Below are 25,502 nucleotides of genomic sequence, written 5' to 3'. Positions count from 1 at the left end.
GCGCCGCCGCCCCTGCTTGGGTCGTTCGCCGCCACTGCGTCCACGGTCGGGCACCGCCACTGAAACGCGGTCAGGCCCCGCCCCGTGTGACCGTGACCCGACGCCGCCGGGCGCGAACGTGGTCAGGCGGCGCCGACTGCGACCCTGATCAGACCCCACCCGCCGCGAACGTGACCACGCGCCACCGACCACGACCCTGATCAGACCCCTGATCAGACCCCACCGGCCGCGAACGTGGTCACGCGCCGCCGGACGCCGGGCGTCGGCGGACCACCGCGAGCCTGCGGTACAGCTCGCCGGCCTCGGCGCCCCGGCCGAGCCGCTCCAGGCAGTGCGCCTCGTCGCTGCGGCCGGCAAGGGTGTCGGGGTGGTCCGGGCCGAGGATCTGCTCGCGGGTGGCGGTGATCCGCCGGTACTCGGTGAGAGCCTCCGCCCAGCGGCCCAGCCAGCCCAGCGCGACCGCGACCTCACGGCGACTGACGAGCGTGTCGGGGTGGGCCGGCCCCAGGGTCTGCTCGCGAAGGAGACAGACGTCCCGTGCCTCGGCCAGGGCGTCCGCCCAGCGGCCCAGCCGGCCGAGGTTGACCCCGAGGCCGTGCCGGGCCCGGAGCGTGTCGGGATGGGTCGGCCCCTGTACCCGGGTGCGGTCCACGATCAGCTCCCGGTACAGGCGCAGGGCGTCCGCGCTGCGGCCGAGGCGGCCGAGGCTGAGGGCGGTCTCGTAACGGGCGGCGAGGGTGTCGGTGTGGTCGGCGCCGAGCACGCGCGCCCGAGCCCCGGCGACCTCGTGATAGATGCGCAGCGCCTCCTCCCAGCGGCCCGACTGGCCCTCGGCATAGGCGACTTCGCAGCGCGAGACCAAGGTGTCGGGGTGGTCCGGGCCGAGCACCCGGGCCCGGGCGGCGGCCACCTCCAGAGCCGTACGGCAGGCGTCCTCCAGGCGGCCGAGCCGGCCGAGGGTACAGGCGAGGTTGTGCCGGCAGCGCAGGGTGTCGGGGTGGTCGGGTCCCATGGCGCGCACCCGGGCGGCCAGCACCTCCGCGTACACCTGGTGGGCCTCGAAGTGCCGGCTCAGCCGGCCGAGCGCATAGGCCGTCTCCTGGCGGGCGGCGAGGGTGGCGGGGTGGTCGGCGCCGAGCACACGCGCTCTGGCCTCGGCGAGGTCCGTGTAGGCGGCCAGCGCCTCGGCGGCGCGGCCGGCGCGGACGAGGGCGAAGGCGGTCTCGTAGCGACTGGCCAGGGTCTCGGGGTGGTCGGGGCCGAGCAGCGCGGCCCGCTCGGCGGCCACGGCTCGGTGTGTCTCGCCCGCCTCGGCCCACCGGCCGAGCCCGGCCAGCCGGACGCCTTGCCGGTGCCGTGCGGCAAGGGCGGCAAGGGCGGCCAGGCGCTCGGCGGGCAGGGCCGTGCGCTTTGCGGGTGGTGCGGTGCGCTCCGCAGGTGGTGCAGGGTGCTCAGCGGGACGTGGCGGTTCGGGATGTCGGTCGTCCACCGGTCCGTTCTGGCCGGCCGCCGTGCGGTGGAAGCCGCCCATCGGATACGGCTCCGCGCCGCTTCGGGGCGCCACGGCCCACCGGCCCGACAGCGCCGTCCCCGCGTCCGGGGGCAGCGCGCACAGTCCGGCGCCGAGCGCCTTGTGGCCGGTGGTCATGCCCCGGGTCCAGGACGGCAGGCGGATTGCGCCTTTCGCGTCCGGAAGCTGAACGGCTGTGGTAGGGGCCGCTATTGTGTGCGCTCCCCGGATCCGGTGGACCAACTCCCCCGCATCACACGGCCGTTCCTCGGGCCGTTTGGCCAGCAGGCCGAGGATGATCTCCTCCAGGTGGACGGGCAGTTCCGGGCGTCGTTCGCGTGGGGGCCGGGGTGGGGTGTCGCGGTGGCCGAGGAGGATCGCCCAGGCGTCCTCCAGGTCGAACGGCGGTGCGCCGGTGGCGATTTCGTACAGGACGCAGCCCAGCGAGTACAGATCGCTGCGCTGGTCGACCTCGCCGCCGCCGATCTGTTCCGGGGACATGTAGTGCGGGGTGCCGAGGGCCACGCCGGTGCCGGTCAGCCGGGCGGTGAAGCCGATGTCGTGGCCGAGGCGAGCTATGCCGAAGTCGCAGATCTTCACGGTGCCGTCGGTCAGCCGCACGATGTTGGCCGGCTTCAAGTCGCGGTGGACGACGCCCTGTTGGTGGGTGTAGGCGAGGGCGGCGGCGACCTGGGCGGCGATGTCCTGCACATCGGCCACGGGCAGCGGGTGCCCCTTGTTGTCCTCCAGCAGCCGGCTCAGATCGCGGCCCTCCAGCAGCTCCATCACCAGGTACAGGACCTCGTCGGACTCGCCGAAGTCGTGCACGACGGTCACGCCGCGGTGCGAGAGGGCGGCCGCCACCCGAGCCTCACGGCGGAACCGCTCCCGCAGGACGCGCGTGACGGACGGATCGCGGTACGGGCCGAGCGGCTTGAGGCACTTCACCGCGACCTGCCGGCCCAGGGACTCGTCCCGGGCCCGCCAGACCTCGCCCATCCCGCCCCGCCCGAGCAGGTCGAGCAGCCGGTACCGGCCCTGAATCAGTCTGTTCTCCCCCATAGCGATCCGCCGCCCCCGTCGCCGTCCGCCCCGCCGCAGGGAGGCCGCCGCGGGCCCCCCGGCCGCACCGCGCCCCACCCCTGCTCGTCCAGTATGGCGGCCTATCGTCCGACTTTGTACGGTGCCGGACGCGCCGCCGGACCGAGCCTCGCCATGGCCCGCAGGATGTGTTTGGGCGGCAGCTGCCAGCGCACACGTGCGGGAACGCAGCGCAGGAGGGCACCCATGGCCCGCAGCCGGCGGGTGACGACAGCGGGTGCGGGGGCCGGTCTGCCGTACAGCTCATGGGCGTACGGAGGCAGAGCGGCGTACGCCAACTGCGCCACACGCCGCCACAGCACCTCGCGCGCCGGTATGAGGAGCAGATGCGTCGGCGGGCGGAGCAGAAAGTCGTCCACCACGCGGGCCTCGGGTCCCGCGGTCAGCGCCGGCCGCACTTTCTCGAAGTACGCGGCGAGTTCGGCCCGGCTCCCCGGTACGGCCTCCGGGTCGAGACCCACCAGGCGTGCGCTGACCCGGTGTTCGGCGATGTACCGGTCGGCCTGGGCGTCGGTGAGCGGGAAGCCGGAGCGGCGCAACACGTGCAGATAGGAGTCGATCTCCGCGCAGTGCACCCACAGCAGCAGCCCGGGTTCACCGACGCCATACCGCTCGCCGGTGTCCGGGTCGGTCGCCGTCAACATGCTGTGGATCTTCCGTACGCGGGCGCCGGCGCGCTCGGCGGCCTCGGTGGTGCCGTACGTCGTCGTACCGACGAAGTCGGCCGTCCGCATGAGCCGGCCCCAGGCGTCGCGCCTGAAGTCGGAGTTCTGCAGCACGCCGCGGACCGCGCGCGGGTGCAGGGCCTGGAGGTACAGCGCGCGGACGCCGGCGACCCACATCATCGGGTCACCGTGCATCTGCCAGGTCACGGAATGCGGCGTGAACAGCCCGGGGTCGCCCATGCCCGCAGTGTGACCCGGATTGCCGGTTGAAACCAGGCGATGCTCTCTGCCCGCATCGGTGCCAACCGGGTTCAGCGACTGGTGGTCCAGTATCAGGCGATGGTGGCACTTGATACAGCGCAGGTGCCGGCACCGTACGGGGACGTCCCGCCTGTACAGGACCGAAGCACGCCCGCGTCTGCGGTTAGGGTGAGAGGCGTGGAGCTTCTGCACCTGCGTTATTTCGTCGCCGTCGCCCAAGAGCTGAACTTCTCGACCGCTGCCCGCAAACTGCGCATGGCGGCGTCCCCGCTGAGTCGGCGGATCAAGGATCTGGAGAACGAGGTCGGGCACCGGCTGTTCGACCGGGACACCCATCATGTGACGCTCACCGAGGCCGGCAGCACCCTGCTGCCGATCGCGCGTGGTGTCCTGGAGCAGGTCGACTCGATCCGGTGGCGGCTGGACGAGACGACGCGGCCGCGGCGGACCACGCTGTTGCTGGGCATTCCCAGCGGTATCCATCCGGACCTGCGGGAGCGGATGGACGATCTCGCCGAGCGGGTCCGCGACCGGTTCGAGATCAAGCGCTGGCCGGGCGGCACCGAGCGGCTGGTCGACGCCGTGTGCGACGGCAGACTGGCGCTGACCCTGGCCCGGCTCCCGGCCGGCGGCGATCCGGCCCTGGAGCAGTTGCCGGTGATGTCGGAGCGGCTCGGCGCGGTCGTGCCCAGGGACCGGTTCTCGGGGCGGGAGTCGGTCGCCCTGACGGAACTGTCCGGACTCGCCTACGCGGGCTCCCCCTCGGCGGCGACGACCGCGTATTTCCGCGGCCTCGACCAGCAGCTGTCTGAGCTCGGCATCAGGAAGCGGGTCGAAACCGGCAGCGCGTCTTTCGACGGAATTTCCGAAATCGTGTCCAGTGGGCTGGCATTCTCCGTTTCCATGCTGGACCCGCGAAGCCCCATGCAGAATTACCGCCTGGACAACGTGATGGTCCTCCCTTTCTCGGATTTCCATCCCCGGCTGGAAACCGGACTGCTCTGGCGTAAGGATCGAGCGCGCGACGGTGACCTGGGGGAAGTCGTCGCCGCCGCTCGCGAGATATTCTCCGAACCACTCCGGGATTAGCCATAAAAGGGCACCGGTAAAGCGGTATGACCACTGCGGTCATACCGCTTTTCTTTATTCGGTCATTCCGTTTTCCATCCCTCCTTGCTAACTTCGTTTCCAGATACACACATGAGGTGAAGCGAGACGTGGAAGGAAAAGTGATGACGGAAATCACCGACACCGTGGCCGGCCCGCTGGACGGCGTGCGCGTGATCGACCTCTCGACCGTGGTGATGGGCCCCTACGCCGCGCAGATCCTCGGCGACCTGGGCGCCGACGTGATCAAGATCGAGTCGCCCGCGGACACCGTCCGCGTGGGCCACTACCGCACGACACCGGGCATGACCCCGCTGAACCTCAACGTCAACCGCAACAAGCGCAGTGTGTCCCTCAACCTCAAGGACGCCACCGAGCGCGAGCAGGCGCTGCGGCTGATCGACACCGCGGACGTGCTGATCACCAACATGCGGCCCGGCGCGCTGCACCGCCTGGGCCTGTCCTACGACGACATCGGCGCCCGCAACCCCGGGCTGGTCTACGCGCACGCCCAGGGATTCCGCGGCGACTCGGACCGGGCCGGCAACGCCGCGTACGACGAGACCGTGCAGGCCGCGTCCGGACTGGTCGACATCGCCGACCGCGCGCTCGGCGAGCCCGTCTACCTGCCGACCATCATCGCCGACAAGGTCTCCTCCCTGAGCATCGCCTACAGCGTGCTGGCCGCCCTGCTGCACCGGAACCGGACCGGCCGGGGCCAGCTCGTCGAGATCCCGATGGCCGACACCCTGATCGCGTTCAACCTGGTCGAGCACCTGGCGGGACACACCCACGTGCCCGAGACCGGCCCGACCGGCTTCCCGCTGTCGATGCTCAAGGGGCACCGGGCGGTGCGCACCAAGGACGGCCTGGCCTGCGTCATCCCGTACAACCCGCAGAACTACCGGGACTTCGTCACCGCCGCCGGACGCCCCGACCTGGCCGAGGACCCGCGCATCAACGGCGACGCCATCGACAGCGCCGACCACGAGGACCTGGCCGCGCTGATCGAGCTGTGCGCCCCGGCGCTGACCACCGCCGAGTGGGCGCAGGTGTGCGCGAAGCACAGCATCCCGATGGCTCCGGTGCTGGAACTGGACCGCGCCCACGAGGACCCCTACGTCCAGGGCGGCCATCTGCTCGACACCGTCGAGCACCCCACCGAGGGCACGATCCGCACCATCGGCATCCCGCTGCGCTTCTCCGCCACCCCCGGCTCGATCCGCCGTCTGGCACCGGTCGCGGGCCAGGACACCGAGGAAGTCCTCGCCGAACTGGACGCCACCCGCTGAGCGGCGCCACACGCACCACACGCCCCAGGGGAACGCCCGTGCGCTCCCCGACGGGCCGTCACAGGAGAACAACCATGAGCATCCCCGAAACACCTGAAACACAAGAAACGCCCGAAGCACCCGAAGCACCCGTCGTCCGCACCGAACGGATCGGCTCCACCCTGCTGATCACCCTCGACCGGCCCGACGCCCGCAACGCCGTGAACGCCGCGGTCGCCGCCGGCCTGAGCGGCGCGCTGGACGAACTGGCGGCCGACCCCGGGCTACGCGCCGGCGTCCTGACCGGCGCGGGCGGGACGTTCAGCGCCGGCATGGATCTCAAGGCGGCGCTGCGCGGCGAGTCGCCCGAGGTCGCCGGCCGCGGGTTCGGCGGCCTGACCGAGGCCGAACCGGCCAAGCCCCTGATCGCCGCCGTGGAGGGCTGGGCCATGGGCGGGGGCTTCGAACTGGCCCTGGCCTGCGACCTGATCGTCGCGGCCGAGGACGCCCGGTTCGGCCTGCCCGAGGTCAGGCGCGGCCTGATCGCCGCGGGCGGCGGTGTGATCCGGCTGCCCAAGCGCATCCCGCACCACCTGGCCATGGAACTGCTGCTGACCGGCGAGCCCGTCGACGGCCGCCGCGCCGGTGCACTGGGCCTGGCCAACCGGGTCACCGCCGCCGGCCGGGCCGTCGCCGAGGCGCTCCGGCTGGCCGAACGGCTCGCGGAGAACGCCCCGCTCGCGCTGGCGGCCGTCAAGCGCGTCGTCCGCGCCGCCGACGGTGTGCCCGACGCCGACGCCTTCGCCTTCCAGCGGGGACAGATGGAGACCCTGATGGCCTCCTCGGACGTGCGCGAGGGCATGACCGCCTTCGCCGAGCGCCGCCCCGCGCGGTGGACGGGGCGGTGAGGCGCCATGCGCACCGAGGACGTACGACAGCGCCTCACCACCCCGCTCACGAGTCCGGCGTTCGCGCCCATGGTCCCGCGGTTCACCGACCGCGAGTACCTCAACGTCGTGTACCGCACCGACCCCGACGCGCTGCGGGCCGTCGTCCCCGAACCGCTGCGGATCGCCGAGCCGCTGGTCCGGTTCGAGGTGATGAGGATGGGCGACGTCAGCGGATACGGCCCCTACACGGAGGCCGGCCAGGCGATACCCGTCAGCTTCGAGGGCGAGGACGGCGAGTACCTGCACGCGATGTACCTCGACAACTTCCCGGCGACCGCCTCCGGTCGTGAGGTCGCCGCCTACCCGAAGGTGATCGGCTCCCCGGCGCTCCACGTCGACTCCGGCACGCTCGTCGGCACCCTCGACCACGGCACGCTGCGGGTCGCCACCGCGACCATGGGCTACAAGCACCACGAGCTGGACCTGCGGGAGGCCGAGGCGCAGATCACCGTGCCGACCTTCATGCTCAAGATCGTCCCCGGCTACGACGGCTCACCGCGCGTGCAGGAACTCGTCCGCACCCGCATCACCGACCTCACCGTCAAGGAGGCCTGGACGGGCCCCGCCCGGCTCCAGCTGTTCCAGCACGCGCTCGCCCCGCTGGCCGATCTGCCGGTGCTGGAGGTCGTCTCCGCCAGCCACATCCTCACCGACCTGACGCTGTCCGCCGTCGAGCCGGTTCACGACTACCTGAAGGGAGCCGCGTCATGACCCGCACCTTCCGTACGGCCGCGGTGATCGGCGCCGGGACCATCGGACTGTCCTGGACGGCGCTGTTCGCCGCGCACGGCCTGACCGTCCGGGTGAGCGACCCACGGCCCGACCTCGCCGAGGCCGTGCACGAGGCCCTGGCCCAGTACGCCCCGCACCTGGCCGCCCGCGGCCTGGACGTGACCGGCCTCGCCGACCGGGTGCACCTCGCCGCCGACGTCTCCGACGCCGTCCGGGACGCGGACGTCGTCCAGGAGAACGGCCCCGAACGGCTCGCGTTCAAGCAGGATCTGTTCGCCGCTCTGGCCCGGGAAGCGCCCGGCCACGCGCTGCTGCTCAGCTCCTCGTCGGCGATCCCGTCGACCGCGTTCACCCGGGAACTGCCGGACGCCGACGCCGCCCGCGTCCTGATCGGCCATCCCTTCAACCCGCCGCACCTGGTCCCTCTGGTCGAGGTCGTGCCCGGTGAGCGCACCGGCGAGGACGTCGTACGGGACGCGGTGGACTTCTACGCCTCGGTGGGCCGCACCCCGGTCGTCGAGCGCAAGGAGATCCCGGGCTTCGTCGGGAACCGGCTGCAGAACGCGCTCAGCCGCGAGGCGGTGTACCTGGTCGAGCAGGGCGTGGTGACGCCCGAGGAACTCGACAAGGTCATGACCAACTCGCTGGGACTGCGCTGGGCGACGGTCGGGCCGTTCCTCGGCTCGCATCTGGGCGGCGGACCCGGCGGCTACCGGCACCTGGTCGAGCACATAGGTGCCTCGATGCGACACGTGTGGGACGACCTCGGCCGCCCCGCGCAGGGCGACGACGAACGGCGACAGCTCGTCGAAGCCGTGGAGAAGGCGTACGGCTCCGTCCCGTACGCGGAACTCGCCGAGACGCGCGACCGCAGGCAACTGGCGGTCCTGGCCGCGCTGGAGGGCACCACCACCCGGACGACCGCCCCCGAGGAGGAGAACTGAGATGACCACCGCACAGCCCACGGCCGTCGGACCGCCGGCCGACGAATTGACCGCCGACTTCTACCACTTCGAGTCGCTGCTGCCGGACGACGAGCGCAAGATCCTCCTCAAGGCCCGCGCCCTCATGCGTGACCAGGTCAAGCGGCTGGTGAACGACAACTGGGCCAAGGGCGAGTTCCCGAAGGAGCTGATCGGCCTGTTCCGCGAGAGCGGCCTCGCCGGGCTGCCGTACGAGGGCTACGGCGAGCACCGCCCCGCCGTCAGCAACCTCCTGAGCGGCATGCTGGCCATGGAGATGACCCGCACCGACGCATCGGTGGCCACCTTCTTCGGCGTCCACAACGGCCTCGCGATGTACTCCATCCACTCCGGCGGGAACCAGGAGCAGCGCGACCGCTGGCTGCCGGAGATGGCCGCGATGGAGAAGATCGGCGCGTTCGCCATGACCGAGCCCCTCGGCGGCTCCGACGTCGCGGGCGGTATGCGCACCACCGCCCGGCGCGAAGGCGACACCTGGGTCCTGAACGGCGCCAAGAAGTGGATCGGCAACGCGACCTTCGCCGACTACGTCGTGGTCTGGGCACGGGACGTCGACGACAACCACGTCAAGGGATTCGTCGTCGAGAAGGGCACGCCCGGCTTCAGCCCGGTGAAGATCGAGAACAAGCTCGCCTTCCGGATCGTGGAGAACGCGGAGATCACCCTGTCCGATGTCCGGGTCCCGGAGGCCCACCGGCTCCAGCGGATCAACTCCTTCCGCGACGTCGCCGAGATCCTGCGCGCCACCCGCGGCGGGGTGGCGTGGCAGGCGCTGGGCGTCATGGCCGGCGCCTACGAACTGGCCCTCGACTACGCCCGGCAGCGCAGGCAGTTCGGCCGTCCGATCGGCGGCTTCCAGCTCGTGCAGGACCTGCTGGTCAAGAGCCTCGGCAACATCACGGCCTCGTGGGGCATGCTGGTCCAGCTCGCCCGGCTGCAGGATGCCGGCATCTTCCGCGACGAACACTCCTCCCTGGCCAAGGCGTTCGTCACCTCGCGGATGCGGGAGGTCGTGGCCTGGAGCCGGGAGATCTTCGGCGGCAACGGGATCCTCCTGGACCACGACATCGCCCGGTTCTTCGCCGACGCCGAGGCGATCTACTCCTTCGAGGGCACCCGCGAGATGAACACCCTCATCGTCGGCAAGTCGATCACGGGCCAGAGCGCCTTCGTGTGACTTCGTCGAGGCTCCGCGTCAGGCGGGGGCGAGGACGCAGAACTCGTGGCCCTCCGGGTCGGCCAGGCACGTCCACGGGACGTCGCCCTGGCCGAGGTCGAGGTCGGTGGCGCCGAGGGTCCGCAGCCGGGCCACCTCCGCCGCTTTGTCGTCGCCGGGGTACGGCAGCAGGTCGAGATGGACGCGGTCGGGCACGGTCTTCACGTCGGGTGTGCGGAGGAACTCGAGATACGGGCCGACGCCGTTGGCGGAGCGGAACACCGCATGGTCGTCGGTCACCCCGTGCAGGGTCCAGTCCAGCGCCTCGCCCCAGAACCGGGCCATGGCCCGCGGATCCGCGCAGTCGACCACCACAGCCGCGATCGGCCCGGTGTCCCGGTAGACGTCCCGAGGCTCCAGCACGCAGAGCTCGTTGCCCTCGGGGTCGGCGAGGACCGTCCACGGCACGTCGCCCTGGCCCACATGGACGGGCGTCGCACCGAGAGCCGTCAGGCGCGCGACCAACTCCGCCTGATGGGCTGTCGACGTGGTGGCGAGATCGAGGTGCACACGGTTCTTCGTCGTCGTCCTGGGTTCCGGGACGGGAACGACGTCGATGCCGACGGCGACCGGGTGCGGCCAGACGAGGCCGCCGGCGGGTCCGACGTAGGTGGTCACGCCGGGGCTGTAAGCCTGCCAGTCGAGCACCTCCGCCCAGAACCGGCCGACCGCCGGGGGATCAAGAGCCTTGATGTTCACCATCACAGGTCGCAGTGCCATGCCGGCGATCCTATGCACCCGCTCCGCGACGGCATCCGCACCGTCGCCGAACAGAGATCGACTCGCTGATCAGCCGCCGTACTCAACTCGCCGACTGAAGTGCCGAGTCACTGAGTCACTGAGTCACAGCAGGTGTGACCGAGCTCGCTAGTTGGCACCAGGCCACGTTCACGACCTGCACTGATGCCAAGCGGCTTCAGCGGCCGGAGCGGCAGAATCAGCGAAATGGTTGGCACTTTGGTACAGCGCAGGTCATGAGGCGCGTGTCGCCACAGCGGGGCCGGAGATCTTCGGCGGCGACAGCCTTGATATGAACGCGGCAGCCACATCGCCGTGTTCCTGCGAGGCGAGAAGCTGCTCTGGACGGCAAGCCGTACCGCTCGCGCCAGTATGCGTCTGTCAGTCCATGACGGCGGGAACAACACCTCCCGCTTCCGCTTGAGCCACCCCCCGAGCTCCCGCGAGACGGCTGGGGACAGCCACCCATTGGCAGTCGCGTCATCGATGCCCGGCCTGAAGCGGTACGCCTCTTGGATCGCCCCTACGAATTCAGCCGCGGTCGCTTGGACGACACGGTCCCGGAGGAAGGTCCCGTTCAGGTCTGCCTTCTCCCTCAGCGTAGCCGCGTACATCCTCTCCTCCGCCGTCACCCCTGCGGCACTTCGCGGCACCTTCAACGTTCGCCGGCCCTCCTGCCGCTCTAGGGGTTCCCGCTGGCACTCCCCTCGCCGTTGGAGGTGTCCCGCTGCTCCCTCTCCTCCGAAGCGGAAACATCCTGAGGCTCGGTCAGCAACTCCAGAAGGGCGGCGTCCGCCTTCTGCCGCTCTGGGCACCGGGTGGGTGATCACGTAGCCGCGCTCGGCCTGCGCCAGCAAGACGCTGACCTGCGAGTCTCCAGGCGGCTCACCAACGCTTCCCGCTGCTCCAGGGCCTACCGTCAGGGCGACGGAGCCGGCTTCCTGCGCTGAGCAAGTCGACGCCGCGCCACCCAGAGGCAGCTCAAGATCAGCATCGCTGCTCCTGCGGCAGGCCACACTACGCAACCGCCGTTGCGGTGCGTCTTGAGACCTGCAGCCAACAGCATTCCGCGGACCGCCGGACCCATCAGGTCATGGAGGAGGTCCATTCGGCTTGCGACCTTCGAAAGGTTGACCACGGATTGAATGATCGTGGCAGGTGAACGTGCCTGCCGCGAAGGGCTGGTTGGCTTCTTCAGCGCTCTCGGGAGGTCTGCGGGGCTTCTATCGCCCAGCACTGAAGTCCTCACGGATGAAGGGATGTCCCTCCAACTCCCTGGTGTGCACCCAGCGGTTGCGGTACCACTCGGCGCGCCCGCCGCGCAGCCGGATGCCATGCAGCATGCCCGGGCCGGTGAACCAGTGACCGGAGACCTCGCCGGGCAGCGGGTTGGGGCCGTTGCGCAGGTAGCGGCCGTCGAGCTCGGGCGGCAGCGAACCCCGCACGGTGAGACCGGCCGCCTCGCGCTCCTCCGGGACCGGTGCGAAGCGGCCCCGGAGGTGGCGAGGAAGGGGCATCCCCTCGGTCATGCCCGCGTTCCGGGCGACGCGGGCATGACCAGCGCGGCGACCTCGGCGGGCTTGGACACGTACACGGCGTGGCTCGCGCTCGTCTCGTTCACCGTGCCCCGGCCCGGTCGGCCATGGCGCGCTGGGCCGGCGGCGGGATCATGTGGTCGTCGGTGGCGACCAGGTAGAAGCTCGGCTTGGCACGCCAGGCCGGACGGGTGACGGTCCCGCCCAACGCGTCCGCGCTCCATGGCACTTGGGAGTCGGCCAGGAACCGCGCCTCGTCGGCGGGCAGGTCGGCGGCGAAGGACGCGGCGAACTTCTCCCGGTCCAGGAAGAGGAAGCCGTCACGGGGCGGCAGGATCGGCGGAACGGGCGCGCCGGGCGGCGGGCCGGCGATCAGGGTGTTGACGGATTCGTCCTTGCCGAGCGCGAACCCCGCGATATACACGAGCGCGCTCACCCTCTCGTGTTTGCCCGCCTCGGAGATCACCGCGCCGGCGTAGGAGTGCCCGACCAGCACGGTCGGGCCGTCCTGCGCGTCGAGGATCAGCTTGGTGGCGGCGACTTCGAATCCCGACATGTGACGCCCGTCACACATAGTCGCCTGGGTTCTTACCGCTGTGAAGACGCGATGGCCGGCGCCCCACGGGTGCGGGACGCCGGCCATCGGCGGGGTTCAGTGGGCGGCGGCCGTGTGCAGGGCCTTCGCGTACAGGGTCTTCCAGAGCCTGCCGGCGCCCGGCATCACGAAGAAGACGAGGAGCGCGATGGAGGCCAGGGTGAAGGGGAATGGGCGTACCCACTGGTTCCAGTTCGCGAAACGGTCGGAGATGGTCAGGGAGTACAGCCGGTCCGAGGAGTAGATGGTGACCAGCAAGGTGAGGAACTCGGCCCAGTGAGGCATGGTCGGCGTGCGGAAGATGTGCTTCATGACGGTCTCCTCTCTCAGCCGAAGTGGCGGATGCGGGCTGCGGTCGCGGGCGCGTAGGGAAGCCAGTTGCTGGTCGTTCCAGTGGTGACGAATTCGGCGACGGCGGTTGCGAATTCGAGGCTCAGGGTGCGCTCGGCGTCACCGGCGCCGGCGAGGACGGGGCTGCCGGGGTAGGCGTCGAAGGTGTTGAAGAGGAAGGGCAGTTCGGCGCAGTGGGTGGCGCCCAGGGCGTACGGGTCCTCGGCGGGGGCGTGGTCGAACTGGTAGACGTAGGTGGTGTTGCCGCCGGCCGCGTGATGGTTGGCGATCTCCAGCGAGCCGTCGCGGAAGAGGCCGTCGGTCTGCACCGAGGTGAAGATCTGCGCCGGTGTCGCCTGCGGGAGGCGTGCGGCGTGCTGCTGGTAGACGTCCAGGGCGGCCTGTCGGCCGACCTGGGCGGTGAGGACGTCCAGGGCGGTGTCGGTGGTGAGGTTCTGGATGCGGGGGTCGAAAGCGAAGAAGGCCGTCGCTTCGTCGCGGGTGGTGCCGATCAGCAGGGTCTTGCCCTCCAAAGCGCCGTCAGTGAGCGCCTGTTGCCGGGTGCGGGGCATGCCGGGGGCACCGAGGACCGGGTACATCGGCGGAGCCGCATTACCCGGAGCCGCGACCTGGACGGAGAGGCGGCCGTAGGCGTCCAGCAGCTGCTCGGCCGGCAGGGCACGCAGGGCCTTCGCGGCATCAGTGCCGACTGGGATGTCCAGCAGGCGCAGGTAGGCGTCGGCGTTCTCGGCGGCCTGGCGCGGATCCTGTGGGCTCAGACCGAAGGGGCCGCTCTGCAGCAGCACCCGGGTGATGGACCCGTTCGTCTCGGGGTCGAGCGCAAGCGACAGGGCCGAGTACGCTCCGGCGGACTGCCCGCCGACGGTGACCGTGCGCGGGTCGCCGCCGAAGGAGGCGATGTTGTTCTGCACCCAGCGCAGCACGGCGGCCTGGTCCTGGGGGCCGAGGTTGGCTGCGCCGATCTGCGGCAGGTAGAGGTAACCCAGCGGTCCCACCCGGTAGTTGGCGGTGACGACCACGATGTCGCCCAGCGCGGCGAGGCGGCCGCCGTCGTACCAGTCCCAGCCGCCGGAGCCGCTGGTGAAGCCGCCGCCGTGCCACCAGAGCAGGACGGGGCGGGCCGCACCGTCCGCCAGCGCCCGGCGTGGAGTGAAGACGTTGACGGTCAGGCTGCCGTCCTCGTTCCAGTCCGGCACGCGCCGCCCCTGCACCTTCTCCAGGCGGGAGGCCGCCTGCGGAACGGAGGGGCCGGCCTTGGCCGCGTCCCGCACGTCCGTCCAGCCCGGGTGCGGCTGCGGCGGCGCGAACCGCAGCTCGCCGACCGGCGACGCGGCGTACGGGATTCCCCGGAAGGAGACCGCCTCGCCCTCCGCAACTCCCCTGACCTTGCCCCGGTCGGTGTCCACCACCGTGTGCTCGATACCGGTCATCGTGCTCACCTGCTCTCTCGTCTCGGCTTCTCTGAGACGTTTCTAAGCCGAGGCGAGAATCTGAGCCAGAAATGACCATCTGGATCGAGGAAAAAGGACATATGATCTCAATTTATGGGGAGAGTGCGCCATCTGTGAATGAAACAGACCGTCGGATCGCCGCCGCGATGCTGGCCGCTCCTCGTGCCTCGTGGCGCACGGTCGGCCGGGTCCTGGGCATCTCGGAGCGCACTGTCGTACGCCGGGCTGCACCACTGTTCGGCGACGGGACGCTGCGGGCCACGGCCGTACGCAACCCCGTGCACTTCCCCGAGCTGATTCCGCTTGCCCTGCGCATCCGGTGCAAGCCCAACCGGATCAGCGCCATCGCCGCCACCCTCGCCCGCCGCCCCGACACCATCTGGGTCGACGTCCTCGGCGGCGGCGACGAGATCTGCACCGTCCTGTTCCTGGACGGACCGGACGCCCGCAACAACCTGCTGCTGCGCGACCTGCCCGCCACACCCGCGGTCCAGTCGTGGACCTCGCACATCCTCCTGCGGGTCTTCCCGGCCGCCTTCGACTGGAGTGGCGGCCTGCTGACACAGACCGAACTGACCAGCCTGCGGCCCGACGTGTCCGCGGCACCTACCCGCCCCGTCCTCCAGCCCCTCGACCACCAGCTGATCACCGCACTGATCGAGGACGGCCGAGCCCCCTACACCGGCCTCGCCCGCCGCGCCGACACCACCCCCCTCACCGCTCGCCGCCGGGTAGATGCGCTGGTCAACGGCCAGGTCCTCAGACTCGCGACCGAGGTCGACCTGGCCCGGCTGGGCATCCGCACCGAAGCCCTGCTGTGGATCATCGTCGCCCCCGGCGGCCTGGAGGAGACGGGCCAGCAGCTCAGCCGTCACCCACAGGTCCGCTTCGCTTCCGCCACCACCGGCTCGGCCAACTTCCTCGTGGCCGTCGCGGCAACCGACCTCGACGCGCTCTACCACTTCCTGAGCGAGACCATCGGCGCCCTCGAACAAATCAGCACCCTTGAGGTCACCCCCATCCTGACCGGGGTGAAGAGGACCGGCCTGGTCCGCCCGGGCAGCCTCTGAGCCGATCACAGGTTCCGGGTAGGCACCACCGGAACCGTGGCATTCTCGCGAGGGCAAAACGGTCGAGCTCCCGACCCGACTCACTTCGGGGCCTACGAGCCTTGCTCTGTGAGTGTGACCTTCCGGCCCGCGCGCGCCGCCTCTCGGATCCGCTCCAGCATGCGGTGTCGCCGGACGGCGTGCCGGAAGTCGGGAACGCCCTCCTCATCTGGCGCAAGGTTCCCGGTGATCTGGTCGCGCAGAAGCGCGTACTCGTGGGCGACGTTGCAGGCGGGCTCGGTGGATCGCTCGGTCCATTGCGTCAGCGACCGCTGATAGCGGGCGGGAACCGCTAGCTCGGCCAACGTGCCGTCCTCTCCCCGGGCTCCGCTGAGCCGCAGCCCCCCGTACCACCACTGAGCCTGGTCGGCCTTGACGACGAGATCGCCGTCCGTGCCGTTGATCTCCCAGTGAAACGCGGTGGCGCGTGAGGTCCCACCGCGGATGTGCATCGCGGCTACGGCCCCCGACTCCAGCACCCCGGTGACGGCGATCTGGTCCTCTGCAGTCTTGGCCGCGACCGCCCCGCTCGTGACGTGGGTGACCTCCGGGCGCAGGTTTTCGATGAGAGCCGACACCTCACGGAACTCCCCGAGCACCATGGTCAGCGCGTCGACCGAGTGCCCGAAGGGGATCGACAGCAGCGTGGCGCCGCTGGTGACGTCCAGCACGTACGCATAGTTGTCGTCGTAGGTGGCGCCGCCGATCCAGCCCGACCCGAGCATGCTGGTCGACAGCACCCGCCCCACGTAGCCGTCGGCGACCAGGTCCCGCAGATACCGCAGTGGCGGAGCCGACCGGGCCTGCAGGCCGACGGCCGTGAGCACACTCCTGCGATGCGCGAGGCCGGCCAACTCCTCGGCCTGCGCGAGGTCGGCACCGAGCGGCCACTCGCTGAACACCATCTTTCCCGCTTCCAGCGCGGGACGGATGAGCTCCAGGTGATGCGGAACCTTCACCGTCACCACCACGAGATCGACTTCCTCACTGCGAGCCAGCTCCTCCGCGCTGCCGTAGGCCAACGGCACCGCATACTTCTCGCCGGCCGCACGCGCGGATTCGGCGCTGCTGGCGCTCAGCGCCCGCAACTCGTATCCATCGAGCCCGGCCAGTGCCGGCACATGGGCAGCGGCCGCCCACCCGCCGCTCGCGCTCAGACCCACGACACCGACGCGGATCGGCTCCCGATGAGGGGAAGTGGACGTCATGTGCGCCCCGGCGTTCGCGGTCATCTGCTCTCTCATCTCAAAGCGGCCCATAGCCATGGAGGACACGGTCTGAGCAACACGGTCAGTTACACGTCGATCGGCTTGCCGTTCGTTACAGCGGAACCTCACTCGGCGAGCTCGCTCCACCGCGCCCTGCCCAGCGGCACGTCGGTGCCTCCGAACCGGCCGAGGAACAACCGAACGAACGACCGGCGCTGCTCTACTTCGCGTCCTGGGGCGAGGCGGTTCATCGCGTCTACGGCGACGGGGCCAGCTCGATGGGAAGGTGCCGGGGGCCCCGCAGCACGGCGCTGTTCCGGTAGGGAGGAGGGTCTTCGACCAGGGTTGCGGTGGTGAGATGGGGAAGGAGTGCTCCCAGGGCGATCTGGGCTTCGACCCGGGCGAGGGGTGCGCCGTAGCAGATGTGGATGCCGCTGCCGAATCCGAGGTGCTGGTTGTCCCGGCGGGTGGGGTCGAACCGGTCGGGATCGCGGAATCGCTTGGGGTCACGGTTGCCCGAGGCCAGCACGAGCAGCACGGGTACGCCCTTGGGGATGGTCGTGCCGGCGACGTCGACGTGGGTGAGGGGAATACGCTCCAGCAAGTGGACGGGGGGCTCGTAGCGCAGCAGTTCCTCCACTGCGCCAGGAAGCAGGTCGGGTTCACGGCGCAGGCGCTCCAGCTGGTCGGGGTGGCGCAGCAGGGTGAGGACGCCGTTGGTGATCAGATTGACCGTGGTCTCGTGTCCAGCGACGAGCAGCAGCACGGCGGTGGCCGCCAGTTCCTCGCGGGTGAGCCCTCCGCTCGGGTCCGGGTCGTTGACGAACGCGGACAGCATGTCGTCACCCGGGCGGCCGCGGCGCTGCTCGGCGAGGTCCACCAGGTAGCGGCCCATCTGCGCCCGGGCCTGGTTGCCGGCCCGTTGGCTCGTGCCGAGGTCCTCACCGGGCCGGATGTCGCCGGAGTCGATGATGGCGTTGGACCACTCGCGGAAGGTCGGCTCGTCTTCGCGCGGTACACCAAGGAGTCGGCAGATGACGGAGACGGGCAGGGGATAGGCGAAGTCGTCGACGACGTCGACTCGCGTACGGCCCTGGAGCGACTCGATCAGTTCGTCGGTGATCCGGGTGATCTCGTCTCGCATCGCGTCGATCCGGCCCGGACTGTGCGGGGGACCGAACGGCCGTGTGGCCAGACTGCGCAGCCTGCGGTGTTCGGGGTCATCGAGCCGGATGAAAGGGCGGGGCTCTTCCTCATCCGCCGGCAGGCCGCTGTAGCTGCCGGCGCGGTTGCGGCGGTCCGAGCTAAGCCGTGGGTTGTGGAACAGGGCGACAATGTCGTAGTATCCGCCAACCAGGTAGCTACCGTCCATCTGCCGCGCCACGCCCGCCTCGCGGAGTTCCGCGTACAGCGGGTAGGGGTCGGGGCGGTTGGCGTAGTCGGTGATCCGTTCCAGCAGGGTGTCGACAGCCATCGACGGGCTCCTCGTGACAGGGGAGAACGGAAGGGTCAGCCGGCGGGCCGGACCACGGTCAGTCGGCGGTCCGGCAGGTGACCGGTCAGCGCGACGGTGGGGCCGTGGGACAGCCCCCTTGGATCCGGTACGTCGGAGGGGAGCGCGAATTCGGTCACCAGCGGGTGGCCGTCGGCAGCGCCGGGCGCGGGCGGGAACGGGGCGGCGGCCTCGATCAGGCCCTGGTAGTACTCCAGCCACTTGGCCATGTTGACGGTGACGGCGGCAGTGATGCGGCCCCGGTAGCCGTAGACCGCCACCAGACGGCGTTCACTGAGCGAGCCCTGGGCAATGACCACCTGGTCGGAGTGGGTAGGGACACCCACGGACTTGATGTTGACCCCGAACTGACTCGACCAGAAGACCGGAACCGCGAGGTGGGGACGCCGCGGCGGCCCGGGACTGATCATGTTGTGGGCCGCCACCTCGGCCTGCGCGACCGCGTTGCCCCAGTGTTCCAAGGAGAGCATCTGGTAATCGAAGAGCGGATGGGGGAAGCGGGAGACGTCACCTGCCACGAAGACGTCGTCGGTGACGATCCCGTACATGTCGAAGGCGCGGCACCCCGCATCACAGGCGACCCCGTGCGGGCCCGCCGCCAGCCCGGAATCCGCCAGCCACTCGACGTTGCGGACCGCACCCATGGCGATGACGCACACGTCCGCGTCGATGTGGCTGCCGTCGGAGAGATCGGCTCCGGTGAACCGCCCGCTGGCGTTCCCGCACAGCGCGGTGACCGTCACTCCGCAGCGCAGGTCCACGCCGTGGGCCCGCTGCAGGCCGGCCGCGAGCCTCGCCAGCGTGCCGCCGAGGGCGCCCACCAGCGGTGCGGTACCACGTTCTGCGACCGTGACCTCGATGCCCCGCTCCCGGCAGGCCGAGGCGATCTCCGAACCGGTGAAGCCAGCGCCGATGACCAGCACGCGGCGCGGCCCGGCGGCCAGCCGCTCGGCCAGGCACCCGGCGTCCTCACGCGTGCGCAGGGTGAAGACTCCGTCCAGGGCAGCCTGCTCCGGTTGGGGCCAGGGGCGCGCCCGGGTTCCGGTGGCGATCAGCAGCCGGTCGTAGGGCAGGGACTCGCCGTCGGCCAGCAGGACCTGACGGCCGACCGGGTCGAGCCCCGTGGCACGCACTCCGAGGCGCCAGTCGGCGTCCGGGTCGCGGCGCATCGGCAGCCCGGTGGTGTCCGCCGCCGACATGCCGAGCAAAACCTGCTTGGACAGCGGCGGCCTGTCATAGGGCGGATGGGGCTCGTCCCCGACCACGGTCAGCGAGCCGGTGAAACCCCTCTCGCGCAGTGCCTCAGCGGCCCGCAACCCGGCCAGCGACGCGCCGACGATGACGATGGGGCCCTCCCGAAGGTCACCGGGCCCGGGCACCGGCGGTCACCGCCTCACCCACGAGGATCGCCTGGACCGGGCACGCCGCAGCGGCCTGGCGCACGCGCTCCAGCTGCTCGTCCGGGACTTCCTGGCGGTACAGCAGCGCTTCCTCGCCATGCAGCTCGAACATCTCCGGTGCGAGAAACACGCACTGCGCGTACGCCTGGCAGCGGGTGAGGTCCACGACGATCCGCATCCCAAGCCTCTCCCTCCATCGCCTCGAGCTCCCTGTCTCTTTCTAGGCTCGGAATGCGCCAGGCGCCCGCCCGGCTACTCCGTCGGGACCAGATCCAGCGGGCAAGGGCGTTCGAGAACGCGCAGGTGGGCCGGAACGAGGCCGCGATCGGGCACCAGGAACGGAGGCGCTGCGAAAGGGATGAGTGTGGGGATCACCGGCGCCGACCCGACCGCAGGTACCTGATCACACAGAGCTCTACCATCACGTCAGCCTCGCCCAGACGGGCCCTGACCGCATGCCGAAGAATGCAGACCGACAGTGTCCGGCATGGCCACCGGATGCTTTGGGAAGCGGTCATCCTCTCGCCTGCTGCTGCCGTAACTACACCGCGTCAACCGCTCACGCCAGGATCAGAAACAGCTTCTTTGCGGGTCGAGGCAGACATCGTGGGCATGGGCGTCGGGTTTGGCATATCCATCGCGGCCCAGCCCAAAGTCATCCGATCGCGAGCTGTCCGCCGCGTGCCTCGAGAACCGCGCCGGTGATGTAGCTGGCGCGGGACGAAACAAGGAACAGAACCGCTTCCGCGATTTCTTCAGGGTCTGCGACCCGCCCCAGTACGGTGGTTCGCCCGATCGCCTGGAGGGTTTCACCTCCCATCTCCTCCGTCCCGGGGGTATGGACAGGGCCCGGAGCCACGGCGTTCACGCGGACGCCCTGGGCGCCGAACTCGTCAGCCCATACTCGTGTGAGAAGTTCGAGTGCAGCTTTGGAGGCCCCGTAAGCGCCCGATTCCCGCACCGGCGTGGTAGCCGCCGCTGTACTCACATTCACGATGACGCCACGCCCCCGCGCAGCCATTCCCGGAGCGAGGGCACCGACCAGGAGCATCGGCGCGCGTGAGTTGACGGCCATCTGAGCGTCGAACATCTCGGCGGTGGTGTCCGGCGTACTGGCGAACCGGTAGATACCGGCGTTGTTGATCAGAACGTCCACCTCGCCTGCTTCAGCGGCAAGACGCAGGACATCTTCAGAGCTACTCAGATCCGCAGCAACGAACCGAGCCTTCCCGCCTGCGGCAGCGATCTCTTTGACGGTCTCCGCACCCCGCTGCTCGTCCCGCCCGTGGACGATGACCGAGGCCCCCAACGCTGCCAGGCGCAGGGCCACAGCCCGGCCGATGCCGGCGGTAGCGCCGGTGACAAGAGCGGTGGATCCGCCCAGTTCTGCAGCCATGAAAAGCTCCTCCAAGCCGAGAGGAACGACATGCTGTCGGTTGTTCCTCGTGTAACTGATGATCCTGATGGTTCATGCCATGGCGACGACGGACCCACGCCGGACCGATCGTTGATCATGGTCCAGCCCGGGGCCGTGGCCCACGCGGTCTTGGGAGGCCAGCGAGCTCGCCTTCGCTGATCACGTCCGCGGGCGACTGGAACGCGCCGTACTGCCGCCGGGGGGTGGAGGCGCCACCCCCGCTGTCCGGCGTGCCAATGCCCCGGCCCTGACGGTGACGCAGACTTCCGGGTACCCGGCCGGCGAGCGTGACGGCCCCGCTCGGGCGCCTGGCGCGGCTGCTCGACGTCCCGCCGGAACTCGCCCATAGCAGTCCGGCATACGGCTGTCGCGCGACGGCCATGGGGCCGGGCGGCGTGTGTGCGCACCAGGCACTCGGTGCGGCTGCGAGCCTCGCTTCACGTCCGCAGACGTCGGCGGTGCATCGGGCACGTGTCCCGTGACCGTGGGGCTTCAGCTTGCCAGTGGTAAGTGGAGGAGGAGTGCGCTGTGTGCTGCGGCCAGGGGGTGTCGGTGGTGGGGGTGCCGGTGCGGATGAAGCCGAGCCAGGCGGTGCACACACGGCGGCCGAGGGACTCGATGTCCTGCGGGCGGGCGCCGGCGGGCATGGGGGCGTCGGCCCAGTCGGCGTCGGTGCCGAAGAGGAAGCGCAGTTCGATGCAGTGGGCGGGGCCGAAGACGGAGTCGGGGGCGGCGGCGTCGAACCGGTAGGCCCATACGCGGGCGCCCGCCTCACTGAGCTGGACGGCCGGCTTACGGGAGGGACGGGCGAAGGCGAACTCCCTCGCGGCGTGTTCCACGCCGTCGGCGGCGAGCGCGGAGCCCGGGACGGGACCTCGCGCACCCGGCGCGGCACCGGGTTCACGGCGTGGAAGGCGACCATCTCCCGTTCGGTGATGCCGATGGTGCCGTCCAGGCCGGGTTCCCGGCGGGTGAGAACGTCGGTCCAAGCCGCGCCGTCCGGGAGCGGGCCGACGCCCGCGACCGGCACGAACGGTGGACGGAGTTGAGCCCGAGCCTGCCGGCGGCCTCTCGGGCGACGGCGCTCCGGGCGCCCAGGGCGTCCGACACCGGGGCATCGCGCGGATTCGTGCCGAGCCGGGAGAGGAAACGCTCGGCGGCGCGCTTGGCGTGGTCGGCCTCGCCGAGGCTCAGCCCTGCCGGGGTGCTGTTCACGATGGCACCGTGGAACGGGCCCTCGGTCCCGGGCATGCCCAGCAGGCACTGCACGCTGTGGGCGCTCGCGGGCCGGCCGACCAGGGTGACATGGCCGGTGTGCCCCGCCGAACGAGGCGATGTCGTCCCGCACCCACCGCAGCGCCGCCAGCTGGTCGGAGACGCCGAGGTTGCCCTCGGGGATCCCCGGGGAGCGCAGACAGCCGAAAGCGCCGAGCCGGTAGTCGACCGAGACGACGATCATGGCGTCTGACCGACTGGTCGGGCGATCCGATCGGCGGTTCGAACCTCCTGCAGACCCACAGGTGTTGAGGTACCCACGGGGACTCGAGCGAGGCCCCCGACTGCGGGTCCGCCGACAGTGACATGGGCGGGCCCGCGCTCAGCGACCTGGGGCGACCGGGTGGGCCCGACCGCGACAGTCATTCAGTCAGTGCGTCGTGGTGACAGGAAGCCAGGACTTCCTGCGGGCAGACGTCCGGCCTGCCGGCCAGCAGCTGCGGGCCCTCGGCGCGGAGGATGGCCGCCCTCTGAGCGTGGCCCGAGCCAGTGGTACCCGATGCGCCGGGACCACTGGCTTCTCGGCCCAACCATGTGCATGGTTGTAGCGTGGCGGTGCGGTCAGAGCCGACCTGCCACGAAGTCGGCCACTTGGGTGCCGAGTTGCTGGCCCGCGTGGTTGTCAAGGGAGGTGTGCTGGCCGGACCAGATCCGGCTGAGCCACGCTTCGGTGGCGGCGTCCTGGAAGCCGGTGAAGGTTCGAGTGACGCCCTTCGAGGTCACCGCGAAATGATGCCGCGCACCGTAGATTCCGGCGAGCGTCGTTGCCGCAGCCTGGCTGAGAGCGCCGTGAGCGCCCGGATAGGACGGATCCGGTGCGGTCGGCAGCAGAGGGGTCCAGCTGGGATCGCCGACGATGCTCGGGTTGTAGTGCGTACCGCCGAGCCGGATGGCGGTCACGGGCCGCCAGACGTTGTAGACATACTTGGCGTCGTACAGCGCGATCGCGGTGTCGGCGAGGGACAGGTCGAGCCGGGCGAAGACCTTCACCGCCTTCTCCAGGTTCGCGTTCTGGGAGGTGACAAGGCCCTGCGCGACCTGGTTCCAGACGTTCCAGACGGGCGCCGCCGCCCAGAACTTCGCGGCTGCCGTCTGATCGGAAGTGCGGGTGGTGCTGGTCTTGCTCCCCAGGCTCTTGACCTCGTTCAAGGCGGTGGCGTACGCGGCGCTGCTCACGGCCGGCGGCGGTGCCGGGCGGAACTGCCGTCCGTCGGCCAGTACGAACGGCTTGACCGAGCCCCAGTCGGTGAACACCGGTGTCGGGAAATTGGGAGGGGTGGGCCGGTAGTCACCGGCTTTGTCGCCGGGGCGGAACCGCTGCGGCTTGGCTGAGGATCCGTCATTGGACCGCAGGGTGATCAGCCTGCGGGCGACCTCAGCTCCCACACCAATACCCGCCTGCTTGCCCGGGCTGTTGGGAATCGCGGACAATTGGCTGCTCAGCCGCTGGTCCACGCCTGCGCGCTTGGCCGGGTAAAGGGCGACCAGCACATCGTGGGCTGCCTGGTCCGCTGCGGCGTCCGCACGAGCGCCTCTTGGCGCCGTCACCGAGAACACGTAGGCGTGGCCGGCCCGGGTGATCGACACCACCGCGTCGTACTCGGCAGCCTGCAGAAGCGCGAAACTGCGCGTGGGCTGGACGGTGGACGGCTGCGCCTTCGGATCGCTGAGGATGGTGACGAGCTCGCGGTTCCACTCCACGACCGACGTCCCCGACCCCGTCGCGGCGGTGCGCAGGGCCGGCGAGTGGGCGGTGGTGGACCCGAAGGCCGGGCCGGCGAGTCCGGCTGCCAGCGCGGCTCCGGCAAGTATGGCGAGTGTCTTCTGCTTTCCACCCATGTTCTGTGGCTCCTTGTCGCTGGTGGCGGGCTGTGACAACTGGCGGTCATGCGCGTGGCTCATCTGGGTCGGCCACGCGAGCGTGATGGTGTCGGGGTGGTGAGGGCCGGCAGCCAGGTCGAGCTGGCGGCGGTCGTGGAGGACGAGTTGCTCGGCGGGTTCCGCGGCAGCTGCGACGGGGCCGGGGTCGTCCAGGGCCCTCCGGTCCATGAGGGCCTTCCGGCGTAGCAGCCAAGCGCGTTCGGCTCCGGGGGCCAGCACTTGGTGTATCTCGCGGAGCAGATCTGGCGCATGCGTATATGCCTCGGGCGGGGGCGGGGCGTCGATGCCCTTGCCGCTGTTCGGGCTGACGTCCACGCTCACACCTCCGCCGGTACGCAGGGGCTGGCTCCGCAGCGTTGACACAGCACCGTGTCGTGGTGGGAGCCGCCGCGATCGAGTGCCGATGGGTGTGCCGTGGACCGAATAGGCACCTGGGCCGGGCCCGGGCAGCCGCCGATGGGACACGGCTTGTGGGTCGCGAAGGACCACTCGGCGGGGGTGTCGGGTGGCCCTTCGCCGCGGCCGCCCCCGGTGGTCCGTCGCTGTGCTGCAGTGCCGGCCCCGGCAGGGGGTCGCAGCTCGTGCGGAGCGTCCGGCCCGGTCATGGCGAGCACCTCAGGCAGGCGCGGACTTCGCGGCCGCTGCGTGTCTGGCGAATCTCGGTCGACTGGGCAAGGTACTGGACGATGCCGGTGCCACGGCCGTGTTCGTCGGGGGCGTTGCCGGGGCGATGACGCTCCACGGCCGCGCCGGAGTCGGTGACCACGATGTGCAGAGTTTCGTGGTCGAGGGCGAGCAGTAGGGTCATGCGCTCATGGCCGTACTGGGCAGCGTTGGCGGTGAGTTCGTCGACGATGAGAACGGCGGAGTCCCGCTCACCCGTGGGAACACTCCAGGTCTCCAGCAAATCGGCTGCGAAGTGACGAGCGGCGGAGACGTGCGCCTCCTGCGCCGGCAGGGTGAGCAGTGCATGGTGGCGGCAGGGCCGGCCGAGCAGTGAAGTCGGGCTGGGGGAATCGGTCACGAACATGGTCTTCTGGCTCTTCTGTCGATGTGCGGAGACCGGAACGGGTGACCGCAAGCAATTCGGGGGTGGTCGGTAGGCCGGATCTTGATCCTGCGTGGGCGCGCTCAATCACTTCCACGGACGACACATGCCGGATGGTTCGAGCTATTTGCCTTTTTTGTTCCGATTCTTGCGAGTCAGGTCAATGTCGGCGCCTGTCTGGGCTC

At 70.4% G+C, this 25,502-nt stretch carries 21 protein-coding genes and 3 pseudogenes; 7 read left to right on the top strand and 17 right to left on the bottom strand.

Features of this window, described 5'->3' with window-relative positions:
* Positions 1-238: 238 nt before the first annotated feature.
* Both AB5L52_RS40450 and AB5L52_RS40445 read right to left on the bottom strand, forming a co-directional pair.
* Positions 239-2,572: a tetratricopeptide repeat protein gene (locus AB5L52_RS40450; protein WP_369368203.1), complete on the bottom strand. Its 2,334-nt coding sequence runs from the start codon at positions 2,570-2,572 to the stop codon at positions 239-241.
* Positions 2,573-2,673: 101 nt separating this feature from the next.
* Positions 2,674-3,516: an oxygenase MpaB family protein gene (locus AB5L52_RS40445; protein ID WP_369368202.1), complete on the bottom strand. Its 843-nt coding sequence runs from the start codon at positions 3,514-3,516 to the stop codon at positions 2,674-2,676.
* Positions 3,517-3,714: 198 nt separating this feature from the next.
* On the opposite strand from AB5L52_RS40445, the gene AB5L52_RS40440 reads away from it, so the two are divergent.
* The 6 genes from AB5L52_RS40440 (at position 3,715) to AB5L52_RS40415 (ending at position 9,757) form a co-directional block, all read left to right on the top strand.
* Positions 3,715-4,626 carry a LysR family transcriptional regulator gene (locus AB5L52_RS40440; protein ID WP_369368201.1) on the top strand — a complete coding sequence of 304 codons (912 nt, stop codon included), beginning with the start codon at positions 3,715-3,717 and terminating at the stop codon, positions 4,624-4,626.
* Positions 4,627-4,769: 143 nt separating this feature from the next.
* Positions 4,770-5,936: a CoA transferase gene (locus AB5L52_RS40435; protein ID WP_351018596.1), complete on the top strand. Its 1,167-nt coding sequence runs from the start codon at positions 4,770-4,772 to the stop codon at positions 5,934-5,936.
* A gap of 74 nt (positions 5,937-6,010) precedes the next feature.
* The gene (locus AB5L52_RS40430) at positions 6,011-6,823 is read left to right on the top strand and encodes a crotonase/enoyl-CoA hydratase family protein (protein ID WP_369368200.1); all 813 of its coding nucleotides are present in this window, start codon (positions 6,011-6,013) and stop codon (positions 6,821-6,823) included.
* Positions 6,824-6,829: 6 nt separating this feature from the next.
* A complete protein-coding gene (locus AB5L52_RS40425; protein WP_369368199.1) occupies positions 6,830-7,576 on the top strand; it encodes an acetoacetate decarboxylase in 747 nt (248 codons plus the stop codon).
* On the top strand, positions 7,573-8,541 hold the full coding sequence (locus AB5L52_RS40420; RefSeq protein ID WP_369368198.1) for a 3-hydroxyacyl-CoA dehydrogenase NAD-binding domain-containing protein: 969 nt from the start codon (positions 7,573-7,575) through the stop codon (positions 8,539-8,541). The genes AB5L52_RS40425 and AB5L52_RS40420 overlap by 4 nt, the downstream gene beginning before the upstream one ends.
* Position 8,542: 1 nt before the next feature.
* Entirely contained in the window at positions 8,543-9,757 is a 1,215-nt protein-coding gene (locus tag AB5L52_RS40415) for an acyl-CoA dehydrogenase family protein (RefSeq protein ID WP_369368197.1), read from the top strand.
* 18 nt (positions 9,758-9,775) lie between these two features.
* On the opposite strand, the gene AB5L52_RS40410 is transcribed toward AB5L52_RS40415, so the two are convergent.
* From AB5L52_RS40410 to AB5L52_RS40390, 5 genes and pseudogenes are all read right to left on the bottom strand, one after another.
* On the bottom strand, positions 9,776-10,516 hold the full coding sequence (locus tag AB5L52_RS40410; RefSeq protein ID WP_369368196.1) for a VOC family protein: 741 nt from the start codon (positions 10,514-10,516) through the stop codon (positions 9,776-9,778).
* Between the two features lie 1,259 nt (positions 10,517-11,775).
* Positions 11,776-12,063: pseudogene (locus tag AB5L52_RS40405) on the bottom strand (carotenoid oxygenase family protein); the annotation flags it as partial.
* Positions 12,060-12,613 (bottom strand): annotated as a pseudogene (locus AB5L52_RS40400) (alpha/beta hydrolase); the annotation flags it as partial. The pseudogenes AB5L52_RS40405 and AB5L52_RS40400, both read right to left, overlap by 4 nt.
* A gap of 108 nt (positions 12,614-12,721) precedes the next feature.
* Positions 12,722-12,976 (bottom strand): hypothetical protein, encoded by a 255-nt coding sequence (locus AB5L52_RS40395; RefSeq protein ID WP_369368195.1) that lies wholly within the window; start codon positions 12,974-12,976, stop codon positions 12,722-12,724.
* A 14-nt stretch (positions 12,977-12,990) separates the two neighbouring features.
* Positions 12,991-14,445, bottom strand: coding sequence for a carboxylesterase/lipase family protein (locus tag AB5L52_RS40390; protein WP_369368194.1), 1,455 nt, complete (start codon positions 14,443-14,445; stop codon positions 12,991-12,993).
* Positions 14,446-14,579: 134 nt separating this feature from the next.
* On the opposite strand from AB5L52_RS40390, the gene AB5L52_RS40385 reads away from it, so the two are divergent.
* Positions 14,580-15,536: an AsnC family transcriptional regulator gene (locus AB5L52_RS40385; protein WP_369368193.1), complete on the top strand. Its 957-nt coding sequence runs from the start codon at positions 14,580-14,582 to the stop codon at positions 15,534-15,536.
* Positions 15,537-15,628: 92 nt separating this feature from the next.
* On the opposite strand, the gene AB5L52_RS40380 is transcribed toward AB5L52_RS40385, so the two are convergent.
* From AB5L52_RS40380 to AB5L52_RS40335, 10 genes and pseudogenes are all read right to left on the bottom strand, one after another.
* Positions 15,629-16,807: a Gfo/Idh/MocA family protein gene (locus tag AB5L52_RS40380; protein ID WP_233273165.1), complete on the bottom strand. Its 1,179-nt coding sequence runs from the start codon at positions 16,805-16,807 to the stop codon at positions 15,629-15,631.
* A gap of 232 nt (positions 16,808-17,039) precedes the next feature.
* Positions 17,040-18,257 (bottom strand): cytochrome P450, encoded by a 1,218-nt coding sequence (locus tag AB5L52_RS40375; protein WP_369368192.1) that lies wholly within the window; start codon positions 18,255-18,257, stop codon positions 17,040-17,042.
* 35 nt (positions 18,258-18,292) lie between these two features.
* The gene (locus AB5L52_RS40370; protein ID WP_369368191.1) at positions 18,293-19,675 is read right to left on the bottom strand and encodes an NAD(P)/FAD-dependent oxidoreductase; all 1,383 of its coding nucleotides are present in this window, start codon (positions 19,673-19,675) and stop codon (positions 18,293-18,295) included.
* A complete protein-coding gene (locus tag AB5L52_RS40365) occupies positions 19,659-19,874 on the bottom strand; it encodes a ferredoxin (RefSeq protein ID WP_067051804.1) in 216 nt (71 codons plus the stop codon). Before AB5L52_RS40365 ends, AB5L52_RS40370 begins: the two co-directional genes overlap by 17 nt.
* Positions 19,875-20,351: 477 nt before the next feature.
* Complete coding sequence (locus AB5L52_RS40360) at positions 20,352-21,092, bottom strand: SDR family NAD(P)-dependent oxidoreductase (RefSeq protein ID WP_369368190.1); 741 nt, start codon at positions 21,090-21,092, stop codon at positions 20,352-20,354.
* Between the two features lie 458 nt (positions 21,093-21,550).
* Positions 21,551-21,952, bottom strand: coding sequence for a carboxylesterase family protein (locus AB5L52_RS40355; protein ID WP_369368189.1), 402 nt, complete (start codon positions 21,950-21,952; stop codon positions 21,551-21,553).
* 61 nt (positions 21,953-22,013) lie between these two features.
* Entirely contained in the window at positions 22,014-22,328 is a 315-nt protein-coding gene (locus tag AB5L52_RS40350; RefSeq protein WP_369368188.1) for a hypothetical protein, read from the bottom strand.
* Between the two features lie 115 nt (positions 22,329-22,443).
* Positions 22,444-22,572 (bottom strand): annotated as a pseudogene (locus tag AB5L52_RS40345) (carboxylesterase family protein); the annotation flags it as partial.
* 377 nt (positions 22,573-22,949) lie between these two features.
* The gene (locus AB5L52_RS40340; protein ID WP_369368187.1) at positions 22,950-24,584 is read right to left on the bottom strand and encodes a vanadium-dependent haloperoxidase; all 1,635 of its coding nucleotides are present in this window, start codon (positions 24,582-24,584) and stop codon (positions 22,950-22,952) included.
* A 286-nt stretch (positions 24,585-24,870) separates the two neighbouring features.
* Positions 24,871-25,293, bottom strand: a complete 423-nt coding sequence (locus AB5L52_RS40335) for an ATP-binding protein (RefSeq protein ID WP_369368186.1) — start codon at positions 25,291-25,293, stop codon at positions 24,871-24,873.
* Between the last annotated feature and the right edge of the window lie 209 nt (positions 25,294-25,502).

Origin of the sequence: Streptomyces sp. CG4 (assembly GCF_041080655.1) — a bacterium.
Taxonomy (GTDB): Bacteria; Actinomycetota; Actinomycetes; order Streptomycetales; family Streptomycetaceae; genus Streptomyces.
The sequence above is the reverse complement of the archived record's forward strand: the minus strand, read 5'-3'. Positions and strand labels throughout refer to the sequence as shown.